A 19,392-nucleotide genomic window follows, 5' to 3' on the forward strand; every position below is an offset into this window, starting at 1 on the left:
TGTTGTGGCATCGGTTCCAGAAAAAAATGTCACGGTAGAAGTGAAGACCTGAATCATGGCCGGCGACCTGACCAAAAAAATCGAACTGCTCATCCTGGCAACCAATCGTACAGGGCCGACCTTTACTGCCGTCGGTCAGGGGCTGGACAGCCTGAACAGCAATGTGCGCGACATCGCCCAGCCTTTTGCCGATGTGGCCACCGCCGTTGTAAAGCTTGACGCCTTGCTGGCGGCGCTTGCGGCCGGCGGCATCGCCTATGCATTCAATGAATCGTCTAAACTCCAGACGGCGGCAACGGAACTGAAAAAGGTGATCGGCGAAGAGGTGGGCGCTCTGGACAAAGCCAAGGCAGCTTCTAAGGGCCTGTCCAACGAATACGGCGAGTCGGCAGCCTCGGTGCTCAGTTCCACGGCCAGCTACAAGCAGGCCGGCTTCGATATCCAGGGGGCCATGACCCTGGCCAAGGACGGCATGGACCTGGTCATTGCCGGTGAACTCGAAGCGTCCGCCTCCAGCGAAATCCTGATCGCATCATTGAAGGGTTTCAAGGCGCCGGCCGAAGATGCCCGGCGGCTGATCGACATCCTCAACGAGGTTTCCAACAACTACGCCACCGACATCGAACAGCTCGGCCGGGGCATGGCCGGAATCTCGCCCATCGCCCGCACCATGGGTTTCTCCATGGAGGAGACCGCCGGGGTCGTCACGCCTGTGATCGAGGTATTCCGGTCCGGCGATGAGGCGGCCGTGGCATTGAAAACCGGTCTGCTCAAGCTCATCGATGACAGCAAACCGGTTCAGGAGGCCCTGGCCTCCATCGGCGTGACCCAGAAGGATGCCAACGGGAACCTGCGATCCGGCAAGGATATCCTCTATGACGTGGCCAGGGCTTTTCAGACGATTGACGAGCCGCAGAAGCTGTTCGTTACCCAGCAGCTGGTGGGGATCGAGCAAAGCGCCCGCATGGTGGAGGTGTTCGACGGCCTGAGCAAATCGAACGAGATCACCGCCGTGGCCATGAACGCGACCGGGTCCGCTGCCAAAGAGGTGGCCGAGCGCTTGAAGGACCCGGAGGTGGCGGTCAACCGGCTGGTGCAGGGATTCAAGAATCTTTCCTCTTCCATTGGCGACGATTTCCAGAAGGCCGGTACCGGGGCGGTCGATGGCATCACGGCCGTTTTGAACGCCCTCGAGGATGCCGTGGATACCGGTGCTTTCGAACCGATCCTGGATGCCCTGAACGATTTTCTCGACGGGGTCGCAGCCAAGCTGGAACAGATTGCAGAGAACCTGCCCGAGGCCTTAGAGGGCGTTGACTATTCCGGATTCCTGGACTCGCTGGGAGAGATAAAAGATGTCATCACGAGCCTGTTTGACGGCATCGATTTCGGCGATGCGGACAGCCTGCGCGACGGTATCCAGCGGGTGGTGGATTCACTGGAAAGTTTGGTCGACTTCAGCAGGGGGCTCGGCGAGATCTTTGTTGCCGTCGCCGGAAGAATCGGCGATCTGATCGGATGGTTCAACTCCCTTGATGAAGGCACGAAAACGACCGCTGCGAACATAGCCGGCATCGGCGCCGCCGTGACGGCCATATCCGTTCCGATTGCCACGGTTTCTACTGCGATCAAGGGCATGGGCGGCGTGCTCAATGTTTTGTCTACCGGTTCAGTCACCAAATTAACCACATCCCTGGTGGGTACCGGCGGCCTCGCCTCGGCGCTAAAGGTTGTCGGCAGCGCAGCAGCCGCATTCGGCATTGGATGGGAGATCGGTACGCTTTACCGCGAGTTGGTCCCCGAGGTCGACACGGCCACCCAGTCCGTACTCAAATTCATCGACAAATACACGGGCGTCTTCGGCGTAGAGGAAGAAGCCCAGCGCGTCCGCCAGGAGGCAGTCGAGGTCGAGCAGCGGCTCAGGCAGGTAATGGCCGAAAGAGCCGAGGCGGCTGAGGATGCCGCAGAGAACACCTACGAAGACAACCTGGCACTGGTCAACAGCATGGACGGCGCCGTCGATTCCACGGCCGAGTTGACCGAGAAGATGCGGGAACTGGGCATCCTGGTCGAAGAGGAAAAAACCGTCGATATCGACACGGCCGATGCAGAGAAAAAACTGCAGACGCTGGAATACTACAGCGAGAAGACGGGCCAGTGGGAAACGATTGTCGTACCGGTCGACACCGCCCAAATCGACGATGCCCAAAAGAAAATCGAAGAGGCCATCCCCGCCGTCAAACGCCTCGAAATCGAAACCGATCTTCAGATTGCCCAAGTCAAGGCCCAGGCAGAAACCCTTCAGACAGCCATCGAGTTCAAAGCCAAGCTGGATATCGCTGAGGTCGAGGCCAATGCCGAGATCATGAAGGCGGCCTTCGAATCTGCCGGCGAAAGCGTGGCGGCCATCGCCGATGCCTCTTCCAGTATGTTCTCCGATCTGGCCGACTTCGAGGGATCGATGTCGGACAAATGGTTCTTGCAGGACATCCTGGAAGAGCAAGTTGCCCTCGAGAAAGAGGCCCTCGAATCCCAGAAGAAACTGACCGAGGCTCAGGCCAAATTAACCGAGGCCAAGGCTGCGGCCCTGGAGCGTGGCGACAGTTTGATCACCATCAACGGCGACGGGCTGGCGCCCGAGCTTGAGATGATGATGTGGAAAGTCTTCGAGGCGATCCAGGTCCGGGCCACCCAGGAAGGGCTCGATCAACTTCTGCTTGGCGGTGGGTCATGATTTTTATCAGCAAGACCACTGCCGATAGCAACGGCCATCTGCGCATCCGCAATTACCAGCTCACCGCGCCCTATGAAAACACCGCCCGGATCAGCCGGGACAAGACCCTGGACGGCGGCGGCGTACTTTCTCACTATGGCGTCAGCGAGATCGACCGCAGCCTGGTCGCCGAATGCCGGCTGTCCGATACCGATATCGCCATTATCCGGTCGTTGTTCGAAAATGCCAGCCAGATCCGGGTCTCCTACTGGGACGGCGCTTATATCGGTTACATCTATGGCTTGAAAGCCGCCCGCGACGGCGTTTCCAGGATCACCATCTATTTTTCGGAGAAATTTTTCTAATGAAAAATCCCCATCAAAAAGTGCTTATTGGCAGCCGTTGGATCATTCAGCACTGGCGAGACAAAAGGCTGCTTGCCGAGCGAATCGAAGAGAACCTGTGCCCCGACGAATTCATCAACTACCTGCTTGACGTGGCCCTTTCCGGCGGCAGCCAGAAAGCGAATTGGTATGTGCTGTTGTTTTCTGACGATCACACACCGGAGGTAACCGATACCTATGCATCGCCCGGATTTACCGAGTCCGACGGATACGACGAAAGCACCCGGCCGGCCTGGTCGGAAGATGGCGTATCGGGCAAGTCCATCAGCAACACTTCCTCTAAGGCCGAGTTCACGATGGACGGCACCGACACAACGATTTACGGCGCGGCCCTGGTATCCGACGATACCAAGGGCGATCAGGCCGCTTCCAGCGCCATCCTTGGCCCGGTGGTGCAGTTTACCGGCGGTGCGGTCACCGGGATCTCTGACGACGATGTCATCAAGGTCTTTGTCACGGTCACCGGAGCTGATGACGCATAATGGCGGTTTACGGCAACGACGATTTCAGCGGGGTGGACGGCGACGCCCCCAACCCGGCGTTTTGGGATGAGAACGCCGCGCTCTCCGTGCTGTCCGCTGCCGACGGCGTCTCCGAGATCTCCGGCAACCAGCTCAAGCAGTTCGCCAGTTCGACCTCCGGGCGGCATGCCAACGTCCGGACCAACTACAAACTCATCGGCAATTTCCAGTTCACGGTCGACCTGGACTTCTCCCAACATTCTTCCACGGCGCAGCGGTCGTTTATTTATCTTTATATGGACTCGAACAACTATGGTTTTTTCGGGGCCTATGGCGATGATTATGCGGCCAACTTCTGGGTTTCCGGGTCGCCGGGAACAACCGGAATCATGTCAAATAACGATACCGTTGCAACTCTGCGGGTGACGCGGACGGGAAGCAGCTTAAAGCTGGAAAAGTACGATAACGGCTATTTCTGGCAAACCATGTGGACCCGCACGGTCCCGACCGATGACATCTGGACTTATCTCACGTTTCGCGACATCACCTACACGACGACCTATTGCCTCTGGGATAATTTCACGGTCGTCTACGCCGACGGCTTCGATGGCGTCGGGGGGACGGCCGGGTTCACATTAAATGACGCGCCCGGAGTCGAGACTGTCTCTTCCTTTCAGAGCGCGCCGTCCGGGATGGTTTTCGGGGCGACCGCCGGCGTTAATTTCGAAAAGCAGGTCGGTGGAAGTGCCGGATTTGTCCTGTCCGCCGTCGCCGGCGGCGGTCTGGTTCGCAACGCCAACGGCCAGGCAGGAATTTTGTTCGGAGCGACCGCCGGTGCGCTGAATCTGACGAAATGGATGGCCCAATACGGCGATCTGCTGCTGATCTATCGATATCATGCGCGCATGACCGGCGCGGCGGACGGACTGGAGGATTACGATTTATCGGGCTTGAAATCGCTCCAGCTCCGGATGCGGACGGGGGAACCATCCTATCTTGCGCTTTCAATTGTGTACACCGCTGCGGCGGCTGCGGCAATCGCGGCCAGGCCAAACGGTGAGATCGTGGTCGACATGGCGGCGGTCGACGAGGGCGAAGAGGTTTTACGGGAAGAGCTGATCCGGGTCGATTATTACAGCGACCGGACAGATCGCGGCGGAAATAGCCAGAGCATCACCCTGGTGGGCTACCGGACCCGGACATACCTCTCTCCGAGTGTAGTCGCCCTGAAAGGCGTCAAAACTGAAACCGTCATGGCCGACGGACGTCGGCAGTACCGATGCGCCAAGCCCGATTTCTATCTACGGCCCGGAGACACTGCGGTTTATGGATCGGACGAGATGACAGTGGGCAGCATCGTTTGCATGCTGTCACCGACGCGGCAATATGTCGATGTAGTCGAGGCCGGGTGATGGGCAAGGCACAAATCATAAGCGAGATCGGGGATGGGCAATATACCATCGAGGTCAAGCATGACACCGCAGCGGCAGCGGTAAAACTCAGCCATCTCGCAGCGGCCCTGGCCAACATAGATGCCCGAATCGCTGAAGAAAGCGATCCGAATATTCTGGCCGCACTTCAATTGAGAAAGTCCTCCCTTCAAAAAAGGATCGCCGAACTGGATGCGATCATCGAAAGCATGGACTATCGGACCACGGCCTGGTGTGCGGATTATTCCGAAGGATTGACCGGGGAGGTCGGCACCATCGAGCCCGGCGCCGAGGCGAAAAACGGGATCAACATCCGGCCGGGCTACGATGACGGCGCTGTCTGGGTACAATCCCTGGACGGGCAGGCCGTTCCCTTCCTTACCTTGCCGGTGGCCGACGCCATGCGGAATTTTGCCATCATGCCCGCCATCCAGAAATGGCGCCCGACCTATCGATACGCGACGATCCACAATATCGACGAGATCCAAAATACCTGCCGGGTGGTTTTCGATCCGCTGTTCAGCAGCATCCAGGATCTGGACATCAACGCGGTCAACGCCCTGGATGACGTGCCCATTGAATACATGTCCTGCAACGCTGCAGCCTTCGAGGACGGTGACACGGTGATCGTCAAATGGGAGCCCTATCGTACCGATGCCCAGGCGACCGTTATCGGTTTTAAGCAAGAGCCAAGGGCATGCGGGGATCAGTTCGTTGTGATCGTTGTCGCGGCTGACGGCCAGGATGGGGCCTATATCGTCTGGGACCCGAGAACCGACGACTATGCCCATGATGCGACGCTGGAAGGGGTCACATGGCCGGCCTCTTCGGACGATCTGGAACTTTTTTTCGAGCGGTTCGAAGAGGACTGGCCGGATTCTCAGCAGGTCTACCAGACGGTGGATACCGATGGGCTTCAGACAGGTTCTTGGGGCGGCCAGCCTGGGACAGTTTATTGGCCTGACGATCTGTTAAACTACTCTAATTTTTTGATGAGAGAATACCCGTCCGAGTTCGATTACGACGGGGAATACAAGATGACGCAATATGAATCCCTTTCCCAATCCGGAGAATGGCCGGAAACCTATTGCACGGAATATATGGAGGGCGCGGGAGCCTCTAGCCATGTGTCAGGGGTCTGGTATAATCCGACGTTTAACTCGTCCGATTATAACGACACGCGGTCGCTTTTTTATTCGATTAACGTGGATTTGGGCGCGAATGCGCCGGCGCTCTCCGACTCCAATTTTTTCTTTTACACGCGGCGACTCCGGGATCGGATCAACCAGGAGCATTACGGAATCATGCGGCTGGAGCATTGGGTCTATTATCAACAATCGTCAACGGTTCATCCCGGTTCGATACCGGACGTCGAGTGCGACGCGGAACGATGGCGGACGGGCCAATCGAAGTTACGGATACACACCCCGTTAGGCATGACGGAGCCGATCAATTTGGGAGAATTCGATGCCTATTGCTATCAGGAAAAAAAGACCGACTACCATTGGGATGCGGTCAATCAAACGTTCGTCCTTGACGGGACCTACATCCAGGCGACCCGATTCAACGAATCAATAATCACTCAGATTTTCGGAATCCTGATCCAAAAGGCAACCCAGTCCGCGAGCGGCGGAGATATTTGGGTCGATGGAAGTTACACGGGCGACGTCGATCACGAGGAAAGCTACGAGATCCACATCATGGCCCAGGCGGATTGGTTCGACGATGGCACGGATGGGGTCAATCCGACAAATCTGAGCCGTTCGAGCGCCCTGGAGGCCGCCATCAAAAGCATGTACGCCCAGTATTCCGAAGAGATTGGATGGACGCAAAATCTGGGCGCAAAAATTTATAAACGGCCTGAATAAAGGCGTTTTATTCATCAACCAAGAGGAGGGAAAAATGGCAGCGGCAGGATGGGTTTTATTGGGAATCTGTATCGGTGTGGGCGGTACATTTTTGATCGCCCGGAACAATGAAAAACATTTCAACAAGGCGCTGAACGCCGACAAGGATCTCAAGCGCCGGCTTAAGGCAGCGATGAAAGCCGCCAGGTCAAGTTAGGAGGGTTTGGGCCGCCCCGGTGGATGTGGGCGCATCCCCGGGGCGAATGGCTGCTCGAGGACAACCAGACATCTGAAATCAGACGGCCCGGTGCGATGGAGGGACCAAACGCACGGGTTTAATATCACACGTCGATTCGAATGCACAAGGAGGCGGCCGTGAACAGCCCATTAGCGTACATTGGCGGGAAATCGAAGCTGGCGAAAACAATTATCGATATGATGCCCGAGCATAAAGCTTACTGCGAGGTGTTTGCCGGGGCGGCCTGGGTGTTTTTCAAAAAACCGGAATCGAAATATGAGGTGATCAACGATCTGGACAGCGACCTGGTGGCTTTTTACCGGGTGCTGCAAAACCATCTGGAGGAATTTTTACGGCAGTTCAAGTGGCTATTGTCATCGCGGGAATGGTTCGAGGATTGGAAACGCCAACAGGCTGCCGGCGGGCTTACTGATATTCAGCGGGCGGCCCGCTACTATTACCTGCAGCGCCTTTGTTTCGGAGGAAGGGTCAAAGGACGGGTATATGGCACGGCGCCCATGCATGCACCGCGCATCAACCTTTTACGGATTGAAGAGGAGCTGTCGGCGGTCCATTTGCGCCTGGTGGGCGTGACGATAGAGCATCTACCCTGGGAGGATTTTATCAGGCGCTACGACAAGCCGGGGACGCTTTTTTATTGTGATCCGCCTTACTACAAGGCACCGTTTTACGAGCACAATCTTGAGTTGTCCGATTATCAGCAGTTGGCGGACGTTCTGGCCGGGATTCAGAGCTATTTTATATTGAGCATCAATGATCATCCTGAAATCCGGGAGGTGTTCAGGCTGTTTAAGATAAATCCGGTAAGCCTGAAATATACGGTGGCGAAGGGGAAACAGACCCATGGCAGGGAATTGTTGGTCAGCAATTATTGAGGGTGCCTCAACATTTCACACGACTCTAACTTTACAAGAATACACCACAAAGAGTTAAAAAGTGTACACAAAATTGATGTGGTGACAACAGAACTGTTGTGCTTACGTGGAAATTTCAAAATTCATCGATAAGCGTGCAAAAGTGAATAGCGGACAACCAAACGATATGAAAGGTATTCAATCAAATAGTGTTGACTAAACAAAGGTTTATGGTAGAGTCGACGAAATTGTCAAATATTTGAAGAAAATTTCATTTCTGCAGCGAAGGGTCTTTATTTCATAAAGACAGATTTCCGCTTAGATAAGTTAGTATTTAAAACGATAAGGAGACACTCACGATGGGGACATATATGAGAGTGTTTTCAGTAGAGAGTCCGAGTGCTCTGGATGCGTTCGAGGAACGGAACGAAAGCGCCACGCTTAGCGCACTATGCAAGTTACTGGGGCACCATTTCACAGCAACTATCGTAAGATCTAAAGTGGAATTCGAGACTGCCCTGGAATATCTAACCAGCATAAACCCAGACCATATTCCGAAAAATCAGCGCAAGTGGCCCCTTTGCTTGCATTTCGCAGCACATGGCGACGAATTTGGATTGTCATTAGGAGCTGAAGATGCCACGTGGAAATATCTCGCGAAAAAGATTAGCTCTTTTATCAAAGACAACGATTATCCTGGTCCTGTGTTGGTCGTCATTTCTGCTTGTGGCGCTGGGCAGCAACAAATCACGAAAGAGCTGATAAATCTTGCAGCAAGACAGGAGTTTGAACCGCCAGCATATCTGTTTGTAACTCAGGGTGATGAAAAAGGTGAAGTCCACTGGAGAGATGCTGTCGTGGCTTGGTCCATCTTCTATCATAACATTGGTCGTGCTGTACTAGAAAGAAAACATGAGATTATGACAATCATGGATAAAATCCGATTGACTGGCGCTGGAACACTCAAATACTTTAGATGGGATGAGCAGCATAGGAAATTTAAGCAATACATCCCCAGATGCGACGAGTATGAGCATTCATAGCTAACCTCGCTGGTGCAGGAGACGGCAACTAATTGCCATACTTAACCAGCCCGTTGTGCCTTAAATAAATCTAAAGGATAAAAAATGCATTTTGTCATATCTTGGGATATCAGCGCACAAGGAGATGACTGGACGAGACTCAATGACCAAATGAGGGAAATGTTGAATCCCTATTCTTGGGCGAGACCACTATCAACCTTTTACATTGTTCAAGTTGAATCTCAAGAAGCTTGGGATTTAATTTTAAAGCAAATGGGAGAATTTACCCAAGGAGCGCCTTATAATATCAACTTTCTCATGAGTCCATTAATGAGCGGTGGGAGGTATAACGGCATATTGCCCAAAGAAATGTGGGAAGAGATCAATAAAAGGAGCGAATAGCATGTCTGAAAATGTAAAACATGCTGAAGCTGCCTCAGCATCTTCGACTCAGAATACTGGAAATCCAGTCAGTAGTTCTCTCAATGTTGTAGTATCAATACCAGATTCAATTGAGATTAAAATGGTAGATGCTTCAGTTTTATCTGATTATGAAGTTTGGTTTGCTATCTCTTCGATTCTTGCAAGCGCTGTTATTGGTTTCTTAGTTGCCTATTTCCAAGCATGTGATGCAGATGCTAATAATTCTAGCCAACTAGGGTACACAGTTGTTGTTTTTGCTATCTTACTGGTAGTAGCAGTTGTTACTACATTTTGTAAAAGAAGGTTATTAAGAAAAAAAGGAAAGAGTGTAAAATTAAAAGCATCAAATGAATATTGATAATAATTGCACAACGAACAGTTCCACCGGACCCGCCGAAGATTGCCGGTGAATTACACATTAGCCCACGAAACACAAGCAAATCCGGAGGTGGTGTTGGCCCAGCATGAACACATAGAAGTGTTTGAAAAGAGGGTATGGAAAGCCGCCAACGCCCTGCAGGTCCAAGCTCGCGACCTGCTATCAACAAGCCTAATGGAGAACGGGGAGGTGGCGGCTTGAGACAGACCATGCCACTACCCACCCCGCCAGAGCCGCCGGAGCCGGCGGCTGACACAGTCGCCAGTGGACCCCTCGTCCCAGCGATGGACCTGATGAAGCTGTTTAGTCATGACGACTGGGAAGCGTTTGTACTGGAGTGGGCACACAGCCTCAAATCGGAATACTATCTCGTTGAAAAATGCGGAGGCGCGGGCGACATGGGACGGGATGTGATCGCAACCGTCTCGGAAAACGACCCAGATGTCTGGGACAATTTCCAGTGCAAGCACTACGACCACCCTTTGAGGCCGAGCGATATCTGGCTCGAATTGGGTAAGGCGGTGTACTACTCGCAACAGGGCGAGTTCACGTTCCCAAGGAAGTACCGTTTCGTGGCACCTCAAGGAGCAGGCACCACACTGATTAAGCTGTTCAAGAAACCTGATGCCCTGAAGGCGAAACTGATCGAGGAATGGGATGGACATTGCCGCAATGGGATCACGTCCACCCAAGAAGTCGTACTCGAAGGTGACTTGCAAGATCACCTTGACGCTTTGGATTTCAGCGTAATCGGCTACATCCCAGCCCAGCGGTTGCTGGATGACCACCGAGGGACACCCTGGCATGTTGCCAGATTTGGTGGTGGACTGCCTCAACGACCGCAGATTCCTGAGCCTCCTGACGAACCCGCCGAGAATGAAGTTGTCTACCTGAGCAAGTTGCTCGCAGCCTACGCTGATCACCGGGGTCACCCCGTCGTGACCATGGATGATATAGCCGGCGTCGATGAATTGATTAGGCACTACGGACGGTGCCGGAAGGATTTTTATAGCGCCGAGTCATTGCGGGGCTTCTCGCGCGACACGCTGCCGCCGGGCTCATACGAGGCACTGCAAGAAGAAGTCCTTGCGGGAATCCAAGATATTATAGATGGATGCCACGAAGATGGCTATCGACGCCTGCTTGAAGTCGTTCGAGCAGCCAGACAGCTACAATTGACCCGACACGCGCTGGTTCAAAGGCTGGACACACGAGATCGGAGTGGGATCTGTCACCAATTAGCCAATGATCGAGAAGAAGTGAGGTGGGTTACATGATGAAAGATGGCACCACCCGCAACATTGCCCCTTTCAACAGTTCGACCGAGATCGGACTCAGATCGACTGTCTTGCTGTTTGAGATGTACCCGGATATCGCGTCGCTCCAGAGACTGGTTGTTTACGATTACTTACTGGTGCACTCAGATGACGTACCCGATGGCCCGGAGGGCCTGCATCCGAAGACGCCATACAGGAGCGGGGAACTCCTCGTCAGACGAGACACACTACAAAAGGGGTTGCTGCTTTACATGAGCCGGGGGTTGATTCGCGGAACGTACCTGCCCGAGGGCGTGCGCTACTTGGCGACCGAGAGAACCGGTGGGTTCATCGAGTCGTTCGACGCCAAGTATGTTGATGATCTCCGCAGCCGTGCGACCTGGCTGGTCGAGCAGTTCGGTGAGCGTACGGATGAGCAGCTCGACGAGTTTGCGAGGGAGCACTTAGGCGAATGGGGTGCCGAGTTCGAAACGGAAGCATTGCTCTGGGAGGATAATCACGATGAATGACTCCGGCTTCCATCTCCGCCGCCTCGCGTTGACCGGTCCTGGGCTTGAACCTGCGGTGGTCGAATTCACATTGGGGCTGAATGTTATCAGTGGACCATCGGATACCGGCAAGACATTTATTCTGCAATGTATCGATTATGTTCTGGGCGCGCGAGATCGCCCGGACGAATTACCAGAAGCTGAAGCCTATGATAAGGTCGCGCTTGAACTGCAAGCTGTGTCGGACGGTGGGCGGTATGTTCTCGAACGTGCTATTCGTGGAGGGGATATCGCGCTGACTCATCCCGATCAAAGCATAGAACAATTGAAAGCGAAACATGCGGCTGGTCGCACCGACACAGTGTCGTACTTTCTGCTGCAGCTATCTGGATTGCAAGACAAGCGCATACGAATGAATAGTCTGGGCGAAACACGAGGCCTCAGTTTTCGCGATGTGGCTCACTTAGCAATCGTGTCTGAGCAAGATGTCATACGCGAGTCATCCCCAGTGCATGCCAGTTCGGGCTATCAAAAAACGGCGTCGCGGTCGGTGTTCAGATTGCTGTTGTCCGGAGTAGATGATTCGGCTGTAGTTGCAGTTGAGAAGCCCAGCATCTCGCGTGCACGGGTTGAGGCGAAGACGGATGTTCTTCAGGGCATGTTGGACCAACTGCGTGACCAGATTGCCGAACAGCCGATTGATGGAGATTTTGGCTCTCTGCGGGACCAGCTTAATCGCCTAAACATTACATATCAATCCATCGAAGAAGATCTGTCTAAGAGTGGCTCGTCGATGGCCGAAGTTGAGGAACGACGGCGAACGGTATGGTCCCGCCTCCACGAAATCCAGGGGCGACTCAATGTTCTGTCTGGGCTTGCTGAACGTTTTGCGCTTCTGGCCAAACAGTATCTCTCTGATCTGCGAAGACTAGATGCCATTGTTGAGGCAGGCTCGCGACTGGACGATATCGGAGTTGAGCGATGCCCCGTGTGCGGAGCTTTGCCAGAACACCACGATCAAGAGCATGTGGACAGCCCGGTGGGCCCTGAAGTCGTTGCAGAGTCAGCGACCGCAGAAGCAAACCGCATTCGTTCTCTTATGGCCGACCTCGAAACAACACGACAGGAGGTCGCGACCGAGCGTGAAGTACTCTTGCGCGAACAAGAGCAACTACAAAATGAACTCGCCGAGGTAAGGGCGACGATTCAGGAGGAGTTGCGGCCGCGTGCACAGGAGTCGGCAGCCAAACTCCGGGAAGCAGCGTCGAATCGTCAACAGGTCCAACGTTCCCTGGAATTGCTGGAGCGAGTGCAGGAAATTGAGGCGCAGATCCATGATGTACAGACCGAGGAAGTCGCATCGGCAAGGCAAGAGTTTGCCTCGCTACCAACTTCCGCGACGGAAGAATTCGCACAAGAGGTACAGGCGAGGCTTGCGTCATGGAACTTCCCAGGTCTGGATCGCGTGACGTTCAGTGACACGGAGTGGGACGTTGTGATTTCAGGCCGGCCAAGGACGAGTCACGGAAAAGGTGTAAGGGCGGTAACGCATGCTGCTTTCACGACGGGTTTGCTGAGGTACTGCGCCAGCCGTAGGAAGCCACACCCCGGTTTCGTGCTGATCGATTCGCCTTTGGTTGTTTACCGAGAGCCAGATCCAGACGGGGGAACTCTTGACGATTCCGTTAAGTCGGCGTTCTTCGCGGATCTGGCGTCATCCTTTTTGGCCGAGCAGGTGATTCTGCTGGAGAACGAAGAGCCACCCGACGAGGTCTTGGCGAGTGGTAACGTGAACATGGTCAGATTCACGAAGCGTGACGAGGGTCGACATGGGTTCATTCCGCCAGACTGATCCTCCAGGAACTAGGTGAGACGGCTCAGCTACGTGGGCTAACCAATAGGTGATACTTACGCCTCACACTGCCGCTTGTTCCTCTCTCTGGGGAGCGACGCAACTGATCTTGTCGTTTTAGAAGGGGAGGAGTTAAGCATAAAAAATTAGTTGGTTTCCCCCCTGGCGAATTGTTTAACTCGATTCGTGCGGGATTTTTACGTTTTCAATCTCCAAGTCCTTATTTTTCTGATTTAGTGTGCAAATAATTCTGAGATAGTGAGCAAATTTACACTGATCCAAAGGGGGAGTTACCGCACGCACACTATCTAAGATTCGGCCAAAACTGTGATCTGAAGGTCCACGACGCGATTAATTTCTTACCGTATGTTTCTCAACATGATATGCTTCTATGAAGAAGAAAATGGTTGTCTGAAAGATTACCCTTTACTGATTGTTACGGGGAGAGCTAAGCGTGTATCATCGAATAATAAATATATATATTGCAACACAGAATCCTCAGTTGGAAGCGCTTGTTCGGGGCGCCCCACCGGATGAAAGATTCTCATATCAATTTTTCTGTCATCCAGATGTCGATGAAGCCGACCTGAAAGGGTGCAGGGTCATCATTCTTGATTTCGAAGACGACAAACCCATATCCCTTGAAAAAATTCTCGCAGCCAAAGATGAGCAGGCCGCTGTCATCGGTTGTTTTTCAGTCGGCAGCTTTTCGGCACTGGCAGAAAATTACCAGCTTTTCGATCAGATCTGGTTCAAACCATTTGCTGAAGAAAAGGTTCGGTCTTCTTTCAACCGGTTACTGAAGCGTCTCAAAGAACAGGAGGATTCGGTACTTACCCAGAAATATCTGGACACGCTGATAGACAGCCTGCCCGACCTGATCTGGTTCAAGGATGCAAAAGGGGCTCATTTGAAAGTCAACAACAGCTTCTGCCGGGCCGTTAATAAAACAAAGGCCCAGGTTGAAGGCCGCGGGCATTACTATATCTGGGATCTTGAACCGGATGAATATGCCCAGGGGGAATATATTTGCCTGGAATCGGAAGAGATTGTCCTCGACAAAAAGGAAACCTGCCTTTTCGACGAAACCGTGAAATGCGGAAATGAACTCCGCAAGTTCAAAACCTACAAGTCACCCATCTTCGACACCGATGGCAGCATTATGGGGACTGTCGGTTTTGCCCATGATGTGACCGACCTGCAGAACCTGCTGATTGAATTGAATATCCTAATTGAAAGCCTGCCGTTTGCCATGATGATCATGGACAAGGACAGAACCATTACCAGCGTCAATCGCAGATTCACTGACAATTTTATGTTAGACCGCGCAGAAGTGATCGGTAAGCCGGTCGATTCTCTCCTTGATGAAACCAAGGCCTTCACCCGTAGCAAAAAATGGATTGTTGAGCGGAAGAATGAAAGCGTCCGGCTTCTTTCTGAAGACAGGGTCCTGAAAATTCTCGAAGAAAAACTTCTGGATGTATTCGGTATACCGGCTGGCTATATCCAAATTTTTATGGACATCACCTTTGAGCATCGACTGCTTGAAGAAAAAAAGAAGCTCGAAGATGCGCTTGCCGAAATAAAAAAATTGAGCGGGATGCTCCCCATTTGCGCTTCCTGTAAAAAAATCCGGGATGATAAGGGGTACTGGACGCAGATCGAATCCTACATCAGCAAACATTCCGATACACAATTCAGTCACGGAATCTGTCCCGACTGCGCAAGAAAACTTTATGGTGACCTGTATGAAAAGACCCCTTCGGGCAGAGCCGCAAACCAGACCGAGGATGACGGATCGTGACGCAACAGATTGGGGACCGCGCTAAACACACGCAGACAAAGGGGGGCGACCCTATACTTATTCTGAACGACTATGGGCTGAAACCTTCCATTAAAGCGGCGGCATTCTGGCCGATGACATCGTGGTTATACCCCCCTTCCAGGATGGCGAAACAGCCGCCGTTGTTTTCACGAGCGGAGTTGGCAACCATTCGTCCCATGGCGCAGTAGTCCCGGGTAAGCAGCAGTCCACCCCAATCATTGATGTGATGGTCGAAACCTGCTGATATGCCGATTATATTGGCCGGGTGCGCTTCGATGAAGGTCTCCACTTCCCGGAGATAGCCGTCGCGGGTACTGCCTGTCGGATTGCAAATTTTAACCCAGCTTCGATGACCCAGAATGTTTACGTTGCCGTCGCCGTAATGGAGGTCAACGTCCAGGATGGTGGCGGTTTCGATCAGGCCATCTTCCTTGAGGGTCAGCAGCGCCACCGCCATGTTGTTGAAATAACAAAATCCCCAGCAGCTGTCGCCAGAGGCATGGTGGCCGGGTGGCCGAATGGCGCCAAAGGCAGGTGCCTCGAGGCCCAGCCGAGCCGCCTGGATGGCCCCGCCTGCTGCAAGTGCTGCAATGTTGTAAAGCCCCTCCTGGCGGACGAATTCAATATGCTCCATCGTATGCGCCAATGAGATTTGCGCCTCGGTGGCCGGTTCTGCTTCAATCCGTTCCGCTTCTGCCGGAAGTGCATTCATCACCGCCTCAATCCTTCCTGCCTCTGCGGCCGGGTCAGAGGTGTACACCGGATAAAAGCTGTGACTGTAAATGACTTTCATCGAATTCATATTTGTTGAAAATCTGGATTGACATTTTTTTCGAGATCGGCAATCCGCGCTCTTAATTCATCAGGGATGGGTGCTTTTTTGTTTTTATGGTAGTCAAATGAAACAAGCATTCCTTCCCCTGACGCAGCAACTTTTTTGTGTTTGTGACTAACCACCAGGTACTTCATTAAAAAACGGTCTTTTTCGAGTACATCCACTTTTGCTCCGACGCTTACCTGGTCGGGATACGTCAACGGAATTTTGAACTTGCATTGGGTGTTGGCGAGAATGGGGCCAACGCCCGTTTTTATCATGTGGCCGTTAAAATCAAGTCTGTCAAAATATGAAATGCGAGCGCTTTCAAAGTACTTGAAATACATGATATTGTTAACATGCTGGAAGGCATCCATATCTCCCCACGCTATCGGCAGTTCGATAACCACAGGATGATCTTTTAGAAGGCCTTGCATTCTGCCCCCGATTGTATTTGATAATCCTTTTTCTCTATCAATTTCCCTGAAAAGACCACTTTGAACAGCGGATTTTACGGCGCTCTATTTCCAGTGAATCACCGGCGCCTTCCTCTCCGGCAATCGATAATACTTGAACTTGGGATAGCCGATCATCATCGGATAAAACCAGGTGTGCCCCTCGGGCAACCCCACGGTTTCCACCAATTCGGGGGTGGCTATCATGGCCGCACGCAGCAACCCGGCCCAGCAAGTACCAACGCCCAGGGGCAGGGCGGCCAGTTCCAGATAAGCCAGGGCAATGCTCAAATCCACCAGGCCGTTGGCGTTCTCTTTGGGAGCGGAGGGGACAATCAGGGTTTGGGCGGTGCGTAAAATGCCGTCGTAACCGGCGGCCCATCCAGCCACCACGGGGCGGAAGTAGTCGGCCGCCGGAGAGTCGGGTTGGGCTTCAATGACCCGCTCCATCCAGCTGATGGTTGCCTGGGACAGCGGTTTCAACTTATCGCGTCCTTCGATTACAGTCCAATGGAGGTTCTGGGCGTTGCTGGCCGTGGGCGCATAGCGCGCTGTATGGATCAACTGTTCCAAGGTTTCCCGGTCCATGGCCTTGTCTTTGAAACATCGGATAGACCGCCGGGAGCGGAGAAACTGATCCGCCTGATTCCAGGACAGAACCAGGTCATTGTTTATCTCCGGACAGTCTTTAATGTCCACGCCAGCCACGCTTAATGCACCGTGGGGGCAGACGGCCACGCAATGTCCACAGGCCATGCAGTTGGCCTCATTCGCCGGTGGAATCTGGGGGAAACTCTTGTCATCTTCCTGAATGATAAGCCGTCTCGGGCACTCGGCCGCACAGATTCCGTCCTGTTTGCATCGGGTTTCGTCAATCGTAATGAATGCCATATGTTCGTCTCCGTTTGTTGTTGTTGAACCCAACATTATGGATTGCTTTGGTATCCTGGATTACCTTCGCAGAACGATTCCCATCCATCGATGCCTCTATAGCACAGCGTTTTTGCTATTGTAAGGCCGGCATTATCTCATTTTGCGGTAAGCGTTCACAGAGTGCCGCATCTATTTCGTTCCCGGGCAATTGACGGTTGACCAAACGGTCTGCGTGCCCGGCGCCTCTCATCTGCGGCCCCCGGTAAACGCTTACAGATCAGGCAACTGCGACACATTGGGCATTTCAAGCCCGTGAACGGACACCTTTTCGCTGCGGTAATGCAATGGCTGCGGACCGGATATGGCGTCTGCTTCAATCGCCGTCAACGCCGCCATGGGCATCTTTTCCAGATTTTATTGTGTTATTGGGCAACGGGTGAACTGGGGGTGACAACCATCGGGCTGTCCAGAAAATTGAGTTGATCGCAGCCAACCATAAGCCAGTCGGTGAACGAGGGCAGATCATTGCGCGAGAGCTTGGATTCCACGTAACAGGGAGATGTAATCAACAATCGAATAGACGGCCCCAAAGGTCTAAGCCATTCCATTGAACCGAATAGCTGATTGCCAATTCAGCAGAAAGGGAAGGAGCGCCTTATCAAAGAGCGCCCCTCAAGCATTTAATTAACGGATATTAACGAGTACCCCTGGGCTTGGTAGCCTGATATGGATATGAATCCATTGGGCACATGGTCCACCTCTGGCAACACTGTTGAAGGATCGACCCCCATGACCTTGAGCGCGTAATCACAAACCTCGAACGTAACCCCTTCTGCTTTCATTTTACGGATAGTGTTTGCAAATTTATCCAGCGCTTCATTGTCGGATGCTTTAAAGCCATTGCGATCAGTTGAAATCATTTTGACCGCCGGTCCGTGAAAGACAACAGCAACCCGAGGGGGAACCGCAAGAGAACGTACGCTTGGATCATCATTAACGTTCTTGACCGCCCAAAATACAATATTGGCTGTCTGGGGCGATCCCTGGCTAACATCGAAGACGGTTTTAACACCCTTAACGCCATTTAGTGCTGGGTATTCACCCGACATCGCAGGTAATGCTGCCAGGATAACGATAAGCATAGCTGCCAGTAGCGTATACAAAGGACGGATTATTATTTGAAAGTTCATGTTCATGTCAAAACTCCTTTTTTAAGGCCTTATGGCCAGGATCTTCGTAATGAGGCAAAGGAATATGAAGCACCACCATTCCTGCCATCGATCTATTTCAAAATGCCACTATATGGCATGGCAAGATCTAAGAAGGGGTCGCTATCACGATCGGTGAGAACGGCTACATTGGTGCTGAACAGCACAAATCAACGCGAGCGCAAGTCACTGTTGGAAAGAAAAAGGAACTTATTAATTCATTCACATAGCAAAGAATCCATTTTCAGACAGAGGACAACCGCCACCCGGTTTGAAGCTGTTCCAAAGCAGAGCGTTAACTATCTGCGATTATACCCATCTGGATGTTTATACCACAAAATAGTATCTTTGAAAAATATTACAAGGGGAAACTTAGGGACATTCCATGCGAATATCCGTATGTAAATCAATCGTCTTAAACTATGTACTGAATATGCCACGAAAAGCTCGCATAGACGCTACTGGAGCATTGCACCATATCATTGTCAGGGGGATTGAACGTTGAAAAATATTCAATGACGTTGGAGACCGGGACAACTTTTTAGAACGGCTGAAAGATTTTTTGAATCGAAACCGGTACGCCTTGTTTTGCCTTGGCCATGATTCCAAACCATGTCACATATTGCCAAAATCCGGGACAGCGCCGATTGGTAAGGCAATGCGACGGCTGCAGACCGGACATGCCGCCCGCTTCAATCGCCGTTACCGCCGACATGGGCAACTTATCCAGAATCGCTGTGTTATTAGGCAAGGCGAGGGTTGGGATGAGAACCATCGAACTGTCCAAAAAACTGCGATTATCGCAGCC

At 52.6% G+C, this 19,392-nt stretch carries 20 protein-coding genes; 14 read left to right on the plus strand and 6 right to left on the minus strand.

The window, feature by feature from the left end; translation table 11 throughout:
• Positions 1 to 55 precede the first annotated feature (55 nt).
• The 14 genes from GN111_RS04330 (at position 56) to GN111_RS04395 (ending at position 15,213) form a co-directional block, all read left to right on the plus strand.
• Positions 56 to 2,734, plus strand: a complete 2,679-nt coding sequence (locus GN111_RS04330; RefSeq protein ID WP_155302572.1) for a phage tail tape measure protein — start codon at positions 56 to 58, stop codon at positions 2,732 to 2,734.
• Complete coding sequence (locus tag GN111_RS04335; RefSeq protein WP_155302573.1) at positions 2,731 to 3,078, plus strand: hypothetical protein; 348 nt, start codon at positions 2,731 to 2,733, stop codon at positions 3,076 to 3,078. Before GN111_RS04330 ends, GN111_RS04335 begins: the two co-directional genes overlap by 4 nt.
• On the plus strand, positions 3,078 to 3,599 hold the full coding sequence (locus GN111_RS04340; protein ID WP_155302574.1) for a hypothetical protein: 522 nt from the start codon (positions 3,078 to 3,080) through the stop codon (positions 3,597 to 3,599). Before GN111_RS04335 ends, GN111_RS04340 begins: the two co-directional genes overlap by 1 nt.
• The gene (locus GN111_RS04345) at positions 3,599 to 4,990 is read left to right on the plus strand and encodes a hypothetical protein (RefSeq protein WP_155302575.1); all 1,392 of its coding nucleotides are present in this window, start codon (positions 3,599 to 3,601) and stop codon (positions 4,988 to 4,990) included. The genes GN111_RS04340 and GN111_RS04345 overlap by 1 nt, the downstream gene beginning before the upstream one ends.
• Positions 4,990 to 6,876: a hypothetical protein gene (locus GN111_RS04350; protein ID WP_155302576.1), complete on the plus strand. Its 1,887-nt coding sequence runs from the start codon at positions 4,990 to 4,992 to the stop codon at positions 6,874 to 6,876. Before GN111_RS04345 ends, GN111_RS04350 begins: the two co-directional genes overlap by 1 nt.
• 34 nt (positions 6,877 to 6,910) lie before the next feature.
• Positions 6,911 to 7,072, plus strand: a complete 162-nt coding sequence (locus tag GN111_RS04355) for a hypothetical protein (RefSeq protein WP_155302577.1) — start codon at positions 6,911 to 6,913, stop codon at positions 7,070 to 7,072.
• A gap of 158 nt (positions 7,073 to 7,230) precedes the next feature.
• Complete coding sequence (locus tag GN111_RS04360) at positions 7,231 to 7,989, plus strand: DNA adenine methylase (protein ID WP_197740490.1); 759 nt, start codon at positions 7,231 to 7,233, stop codon at positions 7,987 to 7,989.
• A gap of 338 nt (positions 7,990 to 8,327) precedes the next feature.
• On the plus strand, positions 8,328 to 9,011 hold the full coding sequence (locus GN111_RS04365) for a hypothetical protein (RefSeq protein WP_155302579.1): 684 nt from the start codon (positions 8,328 to 8,330) through the stop codon (positions 9,009 to 9,011).
• 84 nt (positions 9,012 to 9,095) lie between these two features.
• Entirely contained in the window at positions 9,096 to 9,392 is a 297-nt protein-coding gene (locus tag GN111_RS04370; protein WP_155302580.1) for a hypothetical protein, read from the plus strand.
• Between the two features lies 1 nt (position 9,393).
• Complete coding sequence (locus GN111_RS04375) at positions 9,394 to 9,771, plus strand: hypothetical protein (protein WP_155302581.1); 378 nt, start codon at positions 9,394 to 9,396, stop codon at positions 9,769 to 9,771.
• 314 nt (positions 9,772 to 10,085) lie between these two features.
• Complete coding sequence (locus GN111_RS04380; protein ID WP_170302120.1) at positions 10,086 to 11,069, plus strand: ABC-three component system protein; 984 nt, start codon at positions 10,086 to 10,088, stop codon at positions 11,067 to 11,069.
• Positions 11,066 to 11,578 carry an ABC-three component system middle component 2 gene (locus GN111_RS04385; RefSeq protein ID WP_155302583.1) on the plus strand — a complete coding sequence of 171 codons (513 nt, stop codon included), beginning with the start codon at positions 11,066 to 11,068 and terminating at the stop codon, positions 11,576 to 11,578. Before GN111_RS04380 ends, GN111_RS04385 begins: the two co-directional genes overlap by 4 nt.
• Positions 11,571 to 13,409, plus strand: a complete 1,839-nt coding sequence (locus GN111_RS04390; protein WP_155302584.1) for a hypothetical protein — start codon at positions 11,571 to 11,573, stop codon at positions 13,407 to 13,409. Before GN111_RS04385 ends, GN111_RS04390 begins: the two co-directional genes overlap by 8 nt.
• 502 nt (positions 13,410 to 13,911) lie before the next feature.
• Complete coding sequence (locus GN111_RS04395; RefSeq protein WP_231715669.1) at positions 13,912 to 15,213, plus strand: PAS domain-containing protein; 1,302 nt, start codon at positions 13,912 to 13,914, stop codon at positions 15,211 to 15,213.
• A 70-nt stretch (positions 15,214 to 15,283) separates the two neighbouring features.
• Here GN111_RS04395 and GN111_RS04400 read toward each other — a convergent pair whose 3' ends face one another.
• The 6 genes from GN111_RS04400 to GN111_RS04420 form a co-directional block, all read right to left on the minus strand.
• On the minus strand, positions 15,284 to 16,036 hold the full coding sequence (locus GN111_RS04400; protein WP_331457707.1) for a histone deacetylase family protein: 753 nt from the start codon (positions 16,034 to 16,036) through the stop codon (positions 15,284 to 15,286).
• Positions 16,033 to 16,485, minus strand: a complete 453-nt coding sequence (locus GN111_RS04405) for an acyl-CoA thioesterase (RefSeq protein ID WP_155302587.1) — start codon at positions 16,483 to 16,485, stop codon at positions 16,033 to 16,035. The genes GN111_RS04400 and GN111_RS04405 overlap by 4 nt, the downstream gene beginning before the upstream one ends.
• Positions 16,486 to 16,569: 84 nt before the next feature.
• Positions 16,570 to 17,394, minus strand: coding sequence for a nitroreductase family protein (locus tag GN111_RS04410; protein ID WP_170302121.1), 825 nt, complete (start codon positions 17,392 to 17,394; stop codon positions 16,570 to 16,572).
• A gap of 252 nt (positions 17,395 to 17,646) precedes the next feature.
• Positions 17,647 to 17,772: a hypothetical protein gene (locus GN111_RS34125; RefSeq protein WP_269433814.1), complete on the minus strand. Its 126-nt coding sequence runs from the start codon at positions 17,770 to 17,772 to the stop codon at positions 17,647 to 17,649.
• 284 nt (positions 17,773 to 18,056) lie between these two features.
• Positions 18,057 to 18,572: a DsrE family protein gene (locus GN111_RS04415; RefSeq protein ID WP_155302589.1), complete on the minus strand. Its 516-nt coding sequence runs from the start codon at positions 18,570 to 18,572 to the stop codon at positions 18,057 to 18,059.
• Positions 18,573 to 19,125: 553 nt separating this feature from the next.
• Positions 19,126 to 19,359, minus strand: a complete 234-nt coding sequence (locus tag GN111_RS04420) for a hypothetical protein (RefSeq protein ID WP_155302590.1) — start codon at positions 19,357 to 19,359, stop codon at positions 19,126 to 19,128.
• Positions 19,360 to 19,392: the final 33 nt, after the last annotated feature.

Source organism: Desulfosarcina widdelii (genome assembly GCF_009688965.1).
GTDB lineage: Bacteria > Desulfobacterota > Desulfobacteria > Desulfobacterales > Desulfosarcinaceae > Desulfosarcina > Desulfosarcina widdelii.

Excerpts from the sequence above, each read along its gene's own strand:
- GN111_RS04330 (WP_155302572.1), top strand. The coding sequence starts at position 56 with ATGGCCGGCGACCTGACCAAAAAAATCGAACTGCTCATCCTGGCAACC.
- GN111_RS04335 (WP_155302573.1), top strand. The coding sequence starts at position 2,731 with ATGATTTTTATCAGCAAGACCACTGCCGATAGCAACGGCCATCTGCGC.
- GN111_RS04340 (WP_155302574.1), top strand. The coding sequence starts at position 3,078 with ATGAAAAATCCCCATCAAAAAGTGCTTATTGGCAGCCGTTGGATCATT.
- GN111_RS04345 (WP_155302575.1), top strand. The coding sequence starts at position 3,599 with ATGGCGGTTTACGGCAACGACGATTTCAGCGGGGTGGACGGCGACGCC.
- GN111_RS04350 (WP_155302576.1), top strand. The coding sequence starts at position 4,990 with ATGGGCAAGGCACAAATCATAAGCGAGATCGGGGATGGGCAATATACC.
- GN111_RS04355 (WP_155302577.1), top strand. The coding sequence starts at position 6,911 with ATGGCAGCGGCAGGATGGGTTTTATTGGGAATCTGTATCGGTGTGGGC.
- GN111_RS04365 (WP_155302579.1), top strand. The coding sequence starts at position 8,328 with ATGGGGACATATATGAGAGTGTTTTCAGTAGAGAGTCCGAGTGCTCTG.
- GN111_RS04370 (WP_155302580.1), top strand. The coding sequence starts at position 9,096 with ATGCATTTTGTCATATCTTGGGATATCAGCGCACAAGGAGATGACTGG.
- GN111_RS04375 (WP_155302581.1), top strand. The coding sequence starts at position 9,394 with ATGTCTGAAAATGTAAAACATGCTGAAGCTGCCTCAGCATCTTCGACT.
- GN111_RS04380 (WP_170302120.1), top strand. The coding sequence starts at position 10,086 with ATGAAGCTGTTTAGTCATGACGACTGGGAAGCGTTTGTACTGGAGTGG.
- GN111_RS04385 (WP_155302583.1), top strand. The coding sequence starts at position 11,066 with ATGATGAAAGATGGCACCACCCGCAACATTGCCCCTTTCAACAGTTCG.
- GN111_RS04390 (WP_155302584.1), top strand. The coding sequence starts at position 11,571 with ATGAATGACTCCGGCTTCCATCTCCGCCGCCTCGCGTTGACCGGTCCT.
- GN111_RS04400 (WP_331457707.1), bottom strand. The coding sequence starts at position 16,036 with ATGAATTCGATGAAAGTCATTTACAGTCACAGCTTTTATCCGGTGTAC.
- GN111_RS04405 (WP_155302587.1), bottom strand. The coding sequence starts at position 16,485 with ATGCAAGGCCTTCTAAAAGATCATCCTGTGGTTATCGAACTGCCGATA.
- GN111_RS04410 (WP_170302121.1), bottom strand. The coding sequence starts at position 17,394 with ATGGCATTCATTACGATTGACGAAACCCGATGCAAACAGGACGGAATC.
- GN111_RS34125 (WP_269433814.1), bottom strand. The coding sequence starts at position 17,772 with ATGGCGGCGTTGACGGCGATTGAAGCAGACGCCATATCCGGTCCGCAG.
- GN111_RS04415 (WP_155302589.1), bottom strand. The coding sequence starts at position 18,572 with ATGAACATGAACTTTCAAATAATAATCCGTCCTTTGTATACGCTACTG.
- GN111_RS04420 (WP_155302590.1), bottom strand. The coding sequence starts at position 19,359 with ATGGTTCTCATCCCAACCCTCGCCTTGCCTAATAACACAGCGATTCTG.